Source organism: Pseudomonas caspiana, assembly GCF_002158995.1.
GTDB classification, from domain to species: Bacteria; Pseudomonadota; Gammaproteobacteria; order Pseudomonadales; family Pseudomonadaceae; genus Aquipseudomonas; species Aquipseudomonas caspiana.
Genome location: NZ_LOHF01000011.1, coordinates 139,924 through 154,478, shown reverse-complemented (window position 1 = coordinate 154,478; position 14,555 = coordinate 139,924). Strand labels below are relative to the sequence as shown.

The 14,555-nt window shown below is 57.8% G+C and carries 13 protein-coding genes; 1 reads left to right on the top strand and 12 read right to left on the bottom strand.

Going from position 1 to position 14,555, the window contains the following annotated elements:
- Positions 1-38 precede the first annotated feature (38 nt).
- The 10 genes from trpE to AUC60_RS14800 all read right to left on the bottom strand — a co-directional run bounded on the left by trpE (position 39) and on the right by AUC60_RS14800 (position 11,834).
- Positions 39-1,511: an anthranilate synthase component I gene (gene trpE, locus AUC60_RS14845; protein WP_087268722.1), complete on the bottom strand. Its 1,473-nt coding sequence runs from the start codon at positions 1,509-1,511 to the stop codon at positions 39-41.
- A gap of 74 nt (positions 1,512-1,585) precedes the next feature.
- Entirely contained in the window at positions 1,586-2,404 is an 819-nt protein-coding gene (locus AUC60_RS14840) for a phosphoglycolate phosphatase (protein ID WP_087268719.1), read from the bottom strand.
- Positions 2,401-3,075, bottom strand: a complete 675-nt coding sequence (rpe, locus tag AUC60_RS14835; RefSeq protein ID WP_027900674.1) for a ribulose-phosphate 3-epimerase — start codon at positions 3,073-3,075, stop codon at positions 2,401-2,403. Before rpe ends, AUC60_RS14840 begins: the two co-directional genes overlap by 4 nt.
- Before the next feature lie 168 nt (positions 3,076-3,243).
- The gene (locus AUC60_RS14830; protein WP_087268715.1) at positions 3,244-4,392 is read right to left on the bottom strand and encodes an iron-containing alcohol dehydrogenase; all 1,149 of its coding nucleotides are present in this window, start codon (positions 4,390-4,392) and stop codon (positions 3,244-3,246) included.
- A gap of 154 nt (positions 4,393-4,546) precedes the next feature.
- Complete coding sequence (locus AUC60_RS14825; RefSeq protein ID WP_087268712.1) at positions 4,547-5,371, bottom strand: ABC transporter permease; 825 nt, start codon at positions 5,369-5,371, stop codon at positions 4,547-4,549.
- Between the two features lie 11 nt (positions 5,372-5,382).
- Positions 5,383-6,630: an ABC transporter permease gene (locus AUC60_RS14820; protein ID WP_087268709.1), complete on the bottom strand. Its 1,248-nt coding sequence runs from the start codon at positions 6,628-6,630 to the stop codon at positions 5,383-5,385.
- An 80-nt stretch (positions 6,631-6,710) separates the two neighbouring features.
- On the bottom strand, positions 6,711-7,742 hold the full coding sequence (locus AUC60_RS14815) for a polyamine ABC transporter substrate-binding protein (RefSeq protein ID WP_087268706.1): 1,032 nt from the start codon (positions 7,740-7,742) through the stop codon (positions 6,711-6,713).
- A gap of 83 nt (positions 7,743-7,825) precedes the next feature.
- Positions 7,826-8,950 carry an ABC transporter ATP-binding protein gene (locus tag AUC60_RS14810; RefSeq protein WP_087268703.1) on the bottom strand — a complete coding sequence of 375 codons (1,125 nt, stop codon included), beginning with the start codon at positions 8,948-8,950 and terminating at the stop codon, positions 7,826-7,828.
- A 248-nt stretch (positions 8,951-9,198) separates the two neighbouring features.
- Positions 9,199-9,828: a response regulator gene (locus AUC60_RS14805; RefSeq protein WP_087268700.1), complete on the bottom strand. Its 630-nt coding sequence runs from the start codon at positions 9,826-9,828 to the stop codon at positions 9,199-9,201.
- Complete coding sequence (locus AUC60_RS14800) at positions 9,825-11,834, bottom strand: PAS domain-containing sensor histidine kinase (protein WP_087268697.1); 2,010 nt, start codon at positions 11,832-11,834, stop codon at positions 9,825-9,827. Before AUC60_RS14800 ends, AUC60_RS14805 begins: the two co-directional genes overlap by 4 nt.
- 122 nt (positions 11,835-11,956) lie before the next feature.
- Here AUC60_RS14800 and AUC60_RS14795 point away from each other — a divergent pair, with 122 nt between their 5' ends.
- Positions 11,957-12,937, top strand: coding sequence for an alpha/beta hydrolase family protein (locus AUC60_RS14795; protein ID WP_087268694.1), 981 nt, complete (start codon positions 11,957-11,959; stop codon positions 12,935-12,937).
- 154 nt (positions 12,938-13,091) lie between these two features.
- Here the strand turns inward: AUC60_RS14795 and AUC60_RS14790 are convergent, their stop codons facing one another.
- Both AUC60_RS14790 and murU read right to left on the bottom strand, forming a co-directional pair.
- Positions 13,092-13,859, bottom strand: coding sequence for a TerB family tellurite resistance protein (locus AUC60_RS14790; protein WP_087268691.1), 768 nt, complete (start codon positions 13,857-13,859; stop codon positions 13,092-13,094).
- Positions 13,860-14,531 carry an N-acetylmuramate alpha-1-phosphate uridylyltransferase MurU gene (gene murU / locus AUC60_RS14785; protein ID WP_087268688.1) on the bottom strand — a complete coding sequence of 224 codons (672 nt, stop codon included), beginning with the start codon at positions 14,529-14,531 and terminating at the stop codon, positions 13,860-13,862.
- Positions 14,532-14,555: the final 24 nt, after the last annotated feature.

Genomic DNA, 14,555 nt, shown 5'->3' with positions numbered 1-14,555 from the left:
ATCTCCTACACAATCTTCGCCCCTTTCAATCAGAGCGATTACTGCTGCTCAGCCAACGCCACTGCGCGAAACATCGCGCGGCGTTTGTTCAGGGTTTCTTCCCATTCCAGCGCTGGCACCGAGTCAGCCACGATACCGCCACCGGCCTGCACATGCAGCTCGCCGTTTTTGATGACAGCGGTACGAATCGCAATCGCGGTGTCCATGTTGCCGTTCCAGGCCAGATAACCCACCGCGCCACCGTAGACGCCACGCTTCACGGGTTCAAGCTCGTCGATAATTTCCATGGCGCGGATTTTCGGTGCGCCGGACAACGTGCCCGCTGGCAGAATCGCTCGCAGAGCGTCCATCGCGGTGAGGCCGCTTTTCAGTTGGCCGGTGACGTTGGAAACAATGTGCATCACGTTGGAGTAACGCTCAATGACCATTTTTTCCGTGAGCCGGACCGAACCGATTTCCGAAACACGGCCAGTGTCGTTACGGCCAAGGTCGATCAGCATCAAGTGCTCGGCGATTTCCTTGTCATCGGACAGCAGGTCTTCTTCCAGCGCCAGATCAGCTTCTTCGTTCGCACCGCGAGGACGGGTGCCGGCAATCGGGCGAACGGTGATCAGATTGTCTTCAACCCGCACCAGAACTTCCGGTGAGCTGCCAACCACATGGAAGTCGCCGAAATTGAAGAAATACATGTAGGGCGTAGGGTTGAAGCAACGCAGCGCACGATATAGATCAATCGGCGCAGCCTTGAAGTCGATGGACATGCGCTGCGACGGAACCACCTGCATGACGTCGCCCGCCAGGATGTACTCCTTGATGGTGTCGACTGCCCGCTCGTAATCGTCCTGCGTGAAACTGGAGCGGAATACCGGATCAGCCGCTTGCGGACGGGTCAGGTCCAGACCGCGACGTGGCGTGATCGGCTGACGCAACTTCTCCATCAGCTCATCGAGACGTGCCAGGCCGCTTTCATACGCATCCGGTTGCGCCGGATCGACCAGAACGATGGCGTGCATCTTGCCCGCCAGGTTATCGAAGACGACGACGGCATCAGACACCATCAACAGGATGTCCGGCACGCCCAGCGGATCAGGATTCGGACATTTGCCGAGGCGTTTCTCGACATAGCGTACGCAGTCGTAACCAAAGTAACCCACCAGCCCGCCGTTGAAACGTGGCAGGCCTGGAATGGTCGGCACGTTGTAGCGTGCCTTGAAGGTTTCGACGAACGCCAGTGGATCTTCGGCCTCCAGATGCTCGATCTCGACGCCATCGTGAGTGACACGAACATCGTGATCATGCACTCGCAACACGGTGCGGCACGGCAAACCAATGATCGAGTAACGGCCCCATTTCTCGCCGCCCTGCACCGACTCCAGCAAATAGGAGTTTGGTTGGTCGGCAAGCTTGAGGTAGATCGACAGCGGCGTGTCGAAGTCGGCCAGGGTTTCGTAGGCCAAAGGGATACGGTTGTAGCCAGCAGCAGCCAAGCGCAAGAATTCTTCGCGATTCATCATCAGCCTCATCGGTGAGGGTTAGCAGTCAGGTAAGCAAACGGTGCCGGATTCAATCTCCGGCCGGATTCAAGTCAGGCGCGCCAACGCCAGCGGGCCAAGGCCTTGATGACTTTCATCCAGAGTTTGCGAGTGACCACCACGATGGAATCTCTAAAGGAGGGATCTTTGATTTCCGGCAACAGTATCCCAGCGTCCAGATCCAGGCAACCGGGAATCAGACGCCGCAGATCATCAATGACCAACGCCGGGGATTCCTCCTCAATCGGCCGACCATGGTTATAACCATAGCTCATGGCAACGCAGGGCACGCCAGCGGCTTTCGCCGCTTGCACATCACTGCGCGAGTCACCGACGAACAGCGACTGCGAGGCTGGAATATTGGTCATCTTCATGACAAAAAACAGCGCGGCCGGGTCAGGCTTTTTCGTCGGCATGGTGTCGCCACCAATGATCAGACGGAAAAAACGTCCTAGCTTCATCTCATCCAGCAACGGCGCGACAAAGCGTTCCGGCTTGTTGGTGATCAGCGCCATCTCCACGCCCATCTTCTGCAGCCACTTCAGGGTTTCGCGTACGCCAGGATAGACCGCCGTGAATTCATGCTTTTCGGCATAGAAATTCATGAAGATTTCCAGTGCCTGCTCGGCCTGGGCATCATCGACGCCGCTGTGGTCCAGGTCATTGGCCAAGGCACGGCGAACCAGAACAGGCGCACCGTTGCCGATCCAGTTCCGTACCTGCGCCAATCCAGCCGCAGGACGGCCCAGTTCGAGCAGCATTTTGTCCACTGCAACAGCCAGATCGGGTACCGAATCCACCAGGGTACCGTCCAGATCAAACATGATCAGCTTTGGCAGGCGCCCCGGAAACAGTTGCTCGAAGCCGCTCATGCGCGAGACAACGCCAGTTCTGCGCGCATTTTGTCGATGACTTGCTTGTAGTCCGGCGTGTTGAAAATGGCTGAACCGGCAACAAAGGTGTCAGCACCGGCTGCCGCGATCTCACGAATGTTGTTCACGTTCACGCCCCCGTCGATTTCCAGACGGATGTCCAGCCCCGAGGCATCGATCAAGGCACGCGCTTCACGCAGCTTGTTCAAGGTGCCGGGAATGAACTTCTGACCGCCAAAGCCCGGGTTAACGCTCATGAGCAGGATCATGTCGACCTTGTCCATCACGTACTCCAACAGGTTCAGTGGGGTCGCCGGGTTGAATACCAGACCCGCCTTGCAGCCGCCTTCTTTGATCAACTGCAATGAGCGATCAATGTGCTGCGTTGCTTCCGGGTGGAAGGTGATGTAGCTGGCACCCGCTTCGATGAAGTCGCCGATGATGCGGTCCACCGGGCTGACCATCAGGTGCACATCAATGGGTGCCGTCACGCCATATTTACGCAAAGCCGAGCACACCATCGGACCGATGGTCAGGTTCGGCACGTAGTGGTTATCCATCACATCGAAGTGAACAATGTCGGCGCCAGCGGCCAGCACAGAGTCAACTTCCTGGCCTAGACGGGCGAAGTCGGCGGAGAGAATCGATGGAGCAATGAGGAAGGGCTGCATGACGCACCTTTTTGAGCAGAATCACGGTGGCGCGCATTGTACTCCAAGCGTTTCCGGAAAACTCCAACCCCTGTAGGCGCTGCCGAAAGCTGCGAAGGCAGTTTGTCTGCCCCACCTCTATTCGCAGCCTTCGGCGGCGCCTACAGGATTGCATCAGTGCAGAAAGTCTCAATACGCAGCGCGATAGATCTTCTCGATATCCGCCGCCGTCAGCTTGCGTGGGTTATTGCGCATCAGGCGGTCGATCTTGCTAGCCTCTTCGGCCATCGCGGGGATCGCGTCTTCCGGCACATTAAAGCTGCGCATGCCCTTGGGGATATCCACGGCTTCGCACAAATCCGCCATGGCTTGCACGGCCTGGTTGGCCGCGTCTTCATCGCTCATATGCTCGACCCGCAACCCCATGGCTTCGGCAATGTCGCGAAAGCGCTCCACACACGCCATTTTGTTCCAGGCCATCACATACGGCAGTAACAACGCATTGCTCACACCATGTGCAATATTGAACCGTCCGCCCAACGGATAGGCCAACGCGTGCACCGCGCCCACTCCGGCATTACCAAACGCCATCCCCGCCATCAGACTGGCGGTAGCCATATGTTCACGAGCGATGAGATCAGCCGGATTGGCATACGCCTTGGGCAGCGACTTGACGATCAGCTTGATCGCCCCCAGCGCCAGCGAGTCAGTGATTAACGAGCGGTTGACTGACAGATACGACTCGATGGCATGCACCAACGCATCCACACCACTGGCAGCCGTGACACTGCGCGGACAAGTCAGCGTCATGACCGGGCTGACCAGCGCTACGTCCGGCAGTAAGTAGTCGCTGACGATGCCCTTCTTCAGCTGCGCCAGCTTGTCAGAGAAAATCGCCACGTTGGTTACTTCCGATCCCGTGCCAGCCGTGGTCGGGATAGCGATAAGCGGCGGCCCTTTGCGCTTCACCTGATCTACACCGAACAGCTCGGCAAGCGGCCCGTCATGGCCGACGAATGCGCCAACGCCTTTGGCGATATCAATGGCACTGCCGCCGCCCAGCCCGATCAGACCGTCATGGCCACCCTGCCGGTAAGCATGGGTGCAGTCCTCAACAATGGAGATTTCAGGCTCAGGTTTGACCTGATCGAAGATGCCATATGCACGCCCGCCCAATTGCGCCAACGCAAGGTCGACCGTGCCGCTCTTGACCAGAATCGCATCGGTGACGATCAGGGGGTTCTTTATATTCAGGCGGGTCAGCTCAGCGGCTAGCTGCTCAATGGCAGCAGCGCCGGTGATCAGTTTATTGGCGATTTTGAATGCAGCAATACTCATCAGCTCGGCCCTTTGGAATTGTTTTGGCGAGGGAGGATGAGAAGAATAGATGAAATGACCAGAACGGCCCTGTAGGAGCTGCCGAAGGCTGCGAAATCAGTATGTCTGATACACCGCTATTCGCAGCCTTCGGCAGCTCCTACAGGGGGCATTGTTATTCCACAGCGGTACGCAGCTTCTCGCTACGCCCACGCAACCACTCCAGCACCAGCAGCAAGACCACTGAGAAACCAATCAGCAACGTCGCGGCGGCGGCGATGGTCGGGCTGAGGTTTTCCCGGATGCCGCTGAACATCTGCCTTGGCAGCGTCGCTTGCTCGGGACCAGCGAGAAACAGCGTTACAACCACTTCATCAAAAGACGTTGCGAAGGCAAACAGCGCACCGGAGATCACACCCGGCGCAATCAACGGCAAGGTCACCCGACGAAACGCCGTCAGCGGTGACGCTCCCAGGCTGGCAGCCGCCCGCACCAGGTTGTAGTTGAAGCCTTGCAACGTCGCCGACACAGTAATGATCACGAACGGCACTCCCAGCACCGCATGAACCAGAATCAACGACAGAAAGCTGTTACCCATGCCCAGCGGCGCGAAGAACAGGTAGCTCGCCACACCAATAATCACCACCGGCACCACCATCGGCGAAATCACCAAGGCCATGACCAGTGCTTTACCGGGGAAGTTGCCGCGGGTCAGGCCAATCGCCGCCAATGTGCCGAAGACCATGGCCAGCACGGTGGCAGCTGGAGCGATGAGCAGGCTGTTTTTCAGCGCACGCATCCACTCATTGGAGTTGAAGAAGTCCTGATACCAATGCAGCGAAAAGCCTTGCAGCGGGTAGACCAGAAAACTGCCGGAGTTGAACGACAAGGGAATGATCACCAGCACCGGCAACACCAGGAACAACAGAATCAGGCCGCACAGAATGCGTAGTGCGTAATACCAGACACGTTCCAGCGGCGAAGAGTATGAACTCAACATGGTAATTCTCCTCAGCTCAAACGCAGGCGGCTGGCGCCGACCAGCCAGCTATAGATCAGATAAAGCACGATGGTCGCCAACAGCAGCAGACCGCCCAGCGCCGTGGCCATGCCCCAATTGATGCTGGTATTGGTATAGAAGGCGACAAAGTAGCTGACCATCTGGTCATTCGGGCTGCCCAGCAAAGCCGGGGTGATGTAGTAACCAATCGCCAGAATGAACACCAACAGGCAACCCGCGCCGATCCCGGCATAGGTTTGCGGGAAGTACACGCGCCAGAAACTGGCAAACGGGTTGCAACCCAGAGAGATAGCAGCACGCATATAGGTGGGCGAGATGCCTTTCATGACGCTGTAGATCGGCAGGATCATGAACGGCAGCATGATGTGCACCATCGAGATGTAAACGCCGACCCGGTTGAACACCAGCTCCAACGGTTTATCGATGATGCCCATGGCCATGAGCGCGCCATTGATCAGGCCGCTGGATTGCAACAAGACGATCCACGCAGCGACCCGGACCAGAATCGACGTCCAGAACGGCAGCAAGACCAGAATCATCAACAAGTTGCTCTGCCGCGCAGGCAGATTGGCGAGCAGGTACGCCAGCGGGTAAGCCAGCACCAGACAGATCAGGGTAATGACAAAGCCCATCCAGAAGGTGCGGGCGAAGATGTCCAGATAGATCGCTTGATCAGGGGTCGCAGGCGCCACTTCACCGAGGTCATCAACGCGGTGATCTACTGCGGCCAGCAAATAATAAGGGGTGACGCTGCTGGTATTACGGCGGATCACCTGCCAATAGGCCGGATCACCCCAACGCTCATCCAGTGCCTCGAGTGCATCTTTATAAGAGGCGGGTTCTTCTTTGAATGGCAGCGCACGCGCGGTGCTCGTCAGGAGGCTGCGATAGCCAGCCAGTTCCATGTTCAGACGCTTGGACAAATCGCCCAACGTCGAATTTTTGCGGGTTTGTGCCAAGTCCATGCTCAGCGCCTTGTAGACCGGCTCCGAGGGCAAACCCTTGCCGTCCCACTTGGCAACTTCGATCACGGTAGTTGGTAAAGCATTGACCACTTCCGGGTTGCCGACGCTCTTGTAGAGCAGCGCCACGATTGGCACCAGAAACACCAGCAGCAAGAAGATCACTAACGGCGCGATCAAGGCTTGAGCCTTCCAGCGGTTGACCCGCTCGGCACGAGCCAGGCGTTGCTTCAAGTTGGGGCTGGCGCCTTCAGTCAGGGGCACGGCGGTGGCCATAGCGAACTCCGAAATCTTTAAACGAGGGGCGCATTCCCTACTCTAGGGAACGCGCCCGGATCACACTCAACTTGATGCGCTTACTTGGCAGCCCAAGAGTTGAAGCGCTGTTCCAGTTGCTCACCGTTGTCGTTCCAGAACTCTACGTCGATCTGCACCTGATCCTTGATGTTCTCAGGGGTAGTCGGCATGTTCTGCAGAGTTTCAGCGCTCAACAGTTTGACGGCATCGGTATTGGCGGGACCGTAAGCGATGTTTTCCGAGAAGGTCTTCTGCTGCTCAGGCTCCAGGGTGTAAGCGATGAATTTCTTCGCCGCTTCGGCGTTTTTCGAGCCCTTCGGAATGGCCCATGCGTCGAAGTCGTAAACGCCGCCGGTCCATACCACTTTGAGTTTGCTTTCTTTGGCGACCGCTGCGATCCGACCGTTGTAGGCCGAGCTCATGACCACGTCACCCGATTGCAGGAACTGCGGCGGCTGTGCGCCCGCTTCCCACCACTGAATGCTTGGCTTGAGCTTGTCGAGCATCTTGAACGCGCGGTCCTGACCGTCTTTGCTGGCCAGCACTTTGTAGACATCTTTTGGCGCAACGCCGTCAGCCATCAGGGCGAATTCCAAGGTGTACTTGGCGCCTTTACGCAGGCCGCGCTTGCCCGGGAATTTTTCAGTGTTCCAGAAATCAGCCCAGCCGGTCGGAGCTGTAGCCAGTTTGTCGGCGTTGTAAGCCAGCACGGTGGACCAGACGAAGAAGCCCGCACCGCAATGAGAGATCGCGCCCGGTACGTATTTCGACTTGCCACCGAACTCAGCCGGGTCCAGTTCTTCGAACATGTCCTCGTCGCAGCCGCGCGCCAGCTCTGGCGATTCAACTTCTACCAGGTCCCAATTAACACTTTTGGTGTCGACCATGGCTTTGACTTTGGCCATTTCGCCGTTGTACTCGCCAGCGATGATCTTGCCGTTGCCGGCCTTTTCCCACGGGGCGTAGAAAGCTTTTTCCTGTGCTGCCTTGTTGGCGCCACCAAACGAGATGACGGTCAGGTCAGCGGCCATGGCTTGCGCGGCGCACATCATGCCCAGCGTAATTGCGGTGAGTTTCAAAGATTTGAGCATTTGATTGTTTTCTCCACGAGCAGTGTTGGTATATGCGTATGGGCGATGGGTTCGCCTCTGGCTGATGCCTTTTTATTTGTAGATCAATGCACGTGCTGCAAGGGATCGAGCGCGCGAACATGCTCGACTTGCCATCCAATTGGCACAACGTCGCCAACGCTCAGGGCCGGGTCCAGCTCGGCGATGGGCTGCTTGACGAAGAAGTCGGTTTTGCCTGCCACTTCCAGGCGCACACGAACGTGGTCGCCCAAATACACAAACTCTGCAACGCGACCGGAGAAACGGTTTACGCAGCTCTCGCTGTTGCCATTCAAACTGATGCGTTCAGGGCGGATTGACAGGGTTACCGCTTCGCCGACCTGACCGACATTGACCGCCAGCGCCTCAACCTTCTCGCCCCGCTCCAGTTCAACGACGCAACGCTCGCCGGTTTGGCTGAGCAGCTTGCCGTTGAGGCGATTGTTTTCGCCGATGAAGTTGGCCACGAACGTATTTTTCGGCTCTTCATACAGATTGCGCGGTGGCGCGATCTGCTGGATTTCGCCTTGGTGAAACACTGCCACGCGGTCGGACATGGTCAGCGCTTCGCCCTGATCGTGAGTCACATACACCACGGTGACACCGAGGCGCTGGTGCAGATGCTTTATTTCCATCTGCATGTGTTCACGCAATTGCTTGTCCAGTGCGCCCAACGGTTCATCCATCAAAACCAGTTGCGGTTCGAACACTAAGGCGCGAGCCAGAGCCACGCGCTGCTGCTGACCGCCGGACAATTGCGCAGGATAGCGATGGGCGAAAGTGCCGAGCTGAACCATGTCCAATGCACGTTTGACCTTCTCACTGACGTCGGTTTTGCTCATACCGCGGACGGTCAGCGGAAAAGCCAGGTTTTCGGCGACAGTCATGTGCGGGAACAAGGCGTAGTTCTGAAACACCATGCCGATATCGCGCTTGTGCGGCGGCACGTTGTTGATGGCGCGCCCTGCCAGGAGGATTTCGCCTGCGGTCGGTGTTTCGAAACCGGCCAGCATCATCAGACTGGTGGTCTTGCCAGAGCCTGACGGGCCGAGCAAGGTCAGGAATTCGCCTTTGCGGATGTCCAGATTAAGGTCTTTGACGATAAGGGCTTCGCCGTCGTAGCTCTTCTGCACACCACGGAAGCTGACCAGAACATCATTAGCCCCAGCGCTTGAATCGACGTTGCTCATTACCCACACCTTTGTTTTGTCTGCGTGCGGTCAGCCTAGTTTAGGCCGGGAGCCGCGCAAATCGGGGGGTAGGAGAGATTGGGGTAAGGATTGCCCTACACGGATGGCGGGGATAGGTATGTCAGTATTTAGGCATTTGAGGGCCCAATCGCGAGCAAGCTCACTCCTACAAGGGATTGCGATCATCTGTAGGAGTGAGCTTGCTCGCGATTGCGGTTTCAGAGCTGAGCACGGATGTCGTTTTCAGATCACAACAACTTATGCTCCATCGCATATTTCACCAGGTCAGCCAGGGAATGCAGGTTCATCTTCTGCATCAGCCGCGCTTTATGAGTACTGATGGTCTTGCTGCTCAGGTTCAACTGCTGCGCGATGTCATTGACGTTGACGCCTTGGGCGAGTCGCTCGAACACCGAGAACTCGCGCTCAGATAACAATGAGTGCAGCGGCCGGTTATCTGTAAGACCAACTTCGAAGACCATGCGGTCGGCAAGGTCCGGATCAATGTAACGACCGCCCGCTGCTACCCGCCTGATCGCAGTCAAGAGCAGCGCCGGGTCACTGTCTTTGGTCGCATAACCGGCGGCCCCGACTTTCAAGGCCCGCGCCGCCATCTGCGCTTCATCATGCATCGACAGCACGAGTATTGCGGGCGGGTTGGTCAGCGCGCGAATCCGCGGGATCGCTTCAAGGCCATTCACACCGGGCATGGAGATATCCAGCAGCACCACTTCGCACTCGGTCTGGCGAAGAGTTTCCAGCAACTGCTCACCGTTACTGGCTTCGCCCACCACCAGCAAATCCTTGGCGAGGCCGATCAACTGCTTGATGCCTTCACGAACAATAGTGTGGTCTTCAGCTACCAGTACACGAATCACGTTTGCTGCTCCTGCCCGGTTTGACGCAACGGAATATAGACGCGCAAGGTTGTGCCTTCACCTGACTCGCTGTCCAGTTCCAATCTGCCGCCGAGCATCAACACTCGCTCGCGCATGCCTACCAGACCGAACGAAACGACCTTACCCTGTGGCTGGACAAAGCCGATGCCGTCGTCGGCAATGGTCAGGCACATTACGCCCTCATCCAGCGTCAGACTCACGTCTACGGTGTGCGCCTGAGCGTGACGCATAACGTTAGTCAGCGCCTCCTGCAGAATCCGGAACATGCCAATGGCCAAGGCATCGCTGAGCGTCGGCAAATTATCAGGCACGTCCACCAGACACGGAATTTGAGTGCGCGCTTCGAACCGTTGCGCCTGCCATTCGATGGCCGAAGCGATACCCGCATCGAGGATCGGCGGGCGAAGCGCGGTCGCCACATCACGTACCAGCTGGAACAGCTGGGATATCAAACGCTTCATGCTGTTGAGTCGATCCCGAAGACCTGGATCAAGGTCGGCGTAGGCCAGTTCGCACATGGACGTTTCCAGCTTGAGCACGGTCAGCATCTGACCCAACTCGTCGTGAACTTCCCGCGCGATGCGGGCCTTTTCTTCTTCGCGCACGCTCTCCAGGTGCGCCGACAGTTCACGCAATTGTTCGTGATAACGGCGGCGCTCGGTCACGTCGGTGAGGAAAACCACCAGATACTCGGACTCCTCGAAGCGCAGGAAACTCAAGGAGACGTCAGCCGGCAGAACGCTGCCATCGGCGCGCACACAATTGGTTTCGAACGTCTGAGCAATGCCTTCGCTGGAGCGCGCGCTTTTCCATAGGCCCAGCCAGCGATCCATGTGCAAGGTAGGTTCGAAATCAATCAACGGGCGATTAACCACGCCGCCGCTGACGTATCCCAACATGGTCTCTGCTGCCTGATTGGCGTAGCGCACACGGCTGTCCCAATTGACCCAGAGTATCCCTACCGTGCTTTGATCGATGGAAAACTGCGCCAGGCGCAGCGCCTCTTCCCCCGCAGCCCGCAACGCCAGCTCCTCACGAGCCGCAAGCACTTCGCGCTCCAGTACCTGTTGCTGACGCCGTTGCCAGATAACGATGGCGAAACTGGCCAGCAGCAATACCAGCAGCAACAGACAAATGTTTTGCCAGAAGCCTGGCGACTCGCTGGCTTTTACCGCATTAAGTGGCAGCCAGCGTGCATGCAGTTGATCAAGCTCCTTGGCCGGAATAGCGTGCAGAGCGGCACTGACAATCTCGGCCAACTCAGGCGCATCACGACGGGTAGCGACGCGAAGCAATTGGGGAAACCCGATATCACCAACAATATTCAGCCCTGCAAACTCCGGTTCCCGAGACAAACGGCTGAGCTGTGCCTCATCAAGCACGGCATAGCGCGCCTGCTGGCTCAGCAACAATTGCAGCGCTTGCCGATCCAGTGGCACGCCTTGCAAATTGATATGGGGATAGGTGTTGCGCAAATAGTCGGCGGTCACGCTGGGCATACGAATCACCACCCGCGTGCGGCTGTCGAGCTTCTCCAGATCCACGACTCCAGAACCGTCGCGCTCGCCCACCACCAGTTGCGAAACCCTCATGTAGGGATCCGAAAACAGCCAGACACGAAGGCCGGCCGGGGTTTGCGTCAGGCCGGGGGCGATGTCTACCATGCCTTGCGCCAAAGCTTCTTCCAAAGCGGCCTGATCAGGAAAGTTACGCCACAGCAGTTCAGTTTGCAGGCTTCTGCCGAGCAGGTTCATGAGATCAACGTTGGCACCGGAAAGCTGCTGCTGGCGACGATCAAGCTGAGCATAAGGTGCCTGCATCACCAGCCCGACTCGCAACGGGCCACGCTTTGCAAGCCACGCGCGTTGCTCTGTCGACAGCGGCGTCGACACGGCAGGCTCCGAATCAGCCCAAGCGATGGTGTTGAAAATCATCAAGAGCAGGGCCAGACAGCCGATAACTCCAGTGCGCAGCAGAACCATCATCAAGGTGTCGTTCCCATGAGTTCCATGTAGTCGTTTGAAGCGAGGCGCAGCTCAAGCATGGGCCTGACAAATCCTTACCAACCCATTAGGCTGCCGGGATAGTTTCTGGCCTGGAATATCCAATGTCCTACACATTTCGCGCAACGCTTCCTTCGCTCTGCCTGGCGCTGATACTACCTTGCGCGTTGCCTGTCATGGCGGCTGAACCCGCTCCTGCAAAAGATGCTGCAACCGAACCTGCGGTAGAACGTGCGCCACTGTTACCGCGCACCCAAGAAGACGCGCTGGCCCTTGAAGGGCGTTTGCCCGTTGCAGATCAGCAGCAGTTACAGGCCGGCGAAGACAGTTTCCTCGCCTTGTGGAAACCCGCCAACACTGAAGACCCCAAAGGCGCGGTGATTATTATTCCCGGTGCGGACGAGTCGGCAGACTCACCGGATACAGTAGGCCCGCTACGTCGCAAGTTTCCGGATATCGGTTGGGCCAGCCTGAGCCTGACCATGCCCGATCAACTGGCTGACTACAACCAGGCACGTGAAGCGGAGTCTGCGCCCACCGATGCCAGCGCGGCCGAAAAACCTAAAGAAGCTCCCAAGGACGCAGCGGCCAGCGAAGCTGACAAGGCAGCAGCGGCAGAAAAAGAAGCCGCTGCCGCAACCGCAAGAGCCGCCGCGGCTGAAGAACAGGCAAACGCCCAGGCCGAACGCATTTTCGCCCGTATTGAAAGCGGCATCAGCTTCGCTCAACAGAACAAGGCCCGCAGCATCGTGCTGCTCGGTCATGGCAGCGGCGCCTACTGGGCAGCACGCTATCTGAGCGAACGCCCGGCGCCACTGGTACAGAAATTCGCCATGGTCACGGCGCGAGAGCCTGCGGACGCCAAGCCGCTGCTGACCGAACTGATACCGAGCCTTAAAGTGAAAACCTCTGACTTCATTTATAAGGACGCCACCCACAAAGCAGCTGTTGAACGCTTGCAGATTAGCAAGCGGACAAAAGGGCCGGGGTATAGCCAGATTCCGCTTACTGCAATTCCAGGCAACTTCGCGGCCGAACAGGAACAAATGTTCCGCAGAGTTCGCGGATGGGTTGAGGCGCAGTAAAGATGATTGACGGAGCGCAAATGCTGCACCTGTGGGAGCGGTGCTTGGTCTGGGCGGCATTCCGACGATAAACGATAACGCGGTGTGTCGTCTTACTGCGTCTCATGTATCGCTAGCAAGCACCGCTCCCACAGAATAAAGCACAACACCATGATCAAAACCCGCGCCGCGCCCTGATCACTTTATAAGCGTTATGCAAATCCTGAGTCCGGTCAGTCGCATCACGCACCAGTACCTGACTCGCGCCTGAACCAGCCACTTTATCCGGGTGATGCCGACTGAGCAGACGGCGATAGGCGCGCTTTACATGCGCAGGCTCGGTATCGGCCTGCACACCGAGCAGCTTCAAAGCCGCCTGGTAATCGTTACCGTTGTTACCCAGCGGTTTTCGGGGAGCGTCCTCGTGCTCGGCGGCCAAAGAGTCAACCCTGGCTGCCGACCAGCCTAGCCATTTACCCCACCAAATGATCAGGTCTCGTTCGCCCCGTGAAGGTTTACCGTTGGCCCACGCCATGCGCCAACAGGCTCGCAGCAGACCTTCAGCCGTATGAGGCTGAGGCGCCAGCCGACGCAGATAACCGCGAAGATTATCGCCCCCCTCCTTGCCACGATTGAAAGCTGCAATAGCCCTGCGCTGAGCAGGTTCGCTCATGCCCATGCGACGCATTTCAACGCGGGCTTGCTGAATGTGCTGCTCCACCACCCGGCCGTCACTTTTGGCCAGTCGCCCCAGCAACACGAACAGCAACTCATCATCGCGCAGCGCAACTCGCCCCCTCATCCGTTCACGCAGTTGCGCCCAGCTTTGCAGCGCCAGACGTCGATCCAGCGCCTGACCCAACAATGCACCCAGCAAAGCACCCGGAATACTGGCAATGGCGAACCCGGCTCCGGCACCTAAAAGAGTGGATGGCCAAAGCATTCAGCGGCCCGCCGCGAGCAACTGCTCGACCTGAGCAAGACGCTCGTGGGTGCCGACATCTACCCAGCGTCCGGTGAAGTGCTCACCGGTCACCTGCCCCCGGTCCATCGCTTCGCGCAGCAGCGGCGCGAGCTTGAAAGCCCCTTCCCGGCAGCCAGCAAACAGTTTCGGATGAAGAACGGCGATGCCGCTGTAGGTAAGCCTGGTACCGGCATCGCTGGAATTACGAACCTGCCCGTCGATCAACGAAAAGTCGCCCTCCGGGTGGTGCGCCGGATTATCGATCAATACCAAATGAGCCAGACCGGCAAGAGGGACACGCAACGCATTGAAGTCGTAGTCGGTCCATACATCCGCACTCACAACCACAAAAGGCTGGTCACCCAGCAGCGGCAACGCGCGCAAAATTCCGCCTCCCGTTTCCAGCGGCTCGCCTTCAGGCGAATAAGCAATGCGCAGCCCTAAACGCTGACCGTCACCCAGATAATCTTCAATCTGCTGCCCGAGCCACGCGTGGTTGATCACCACGTCATGAAACCCTGCATCGCGCAAGGCTTGAAGGTGGTACTCAATCAGCGGCACGCCGCCTGCCCTGACCAACGGCTTGGGTGTGTGCAGTGTCAGCGGGCGCATTCGCTCGCCTTTTCCTGCTGCGAGAATCATCGCTTTCATGCCAGTCTCTTCAACACAATCGAT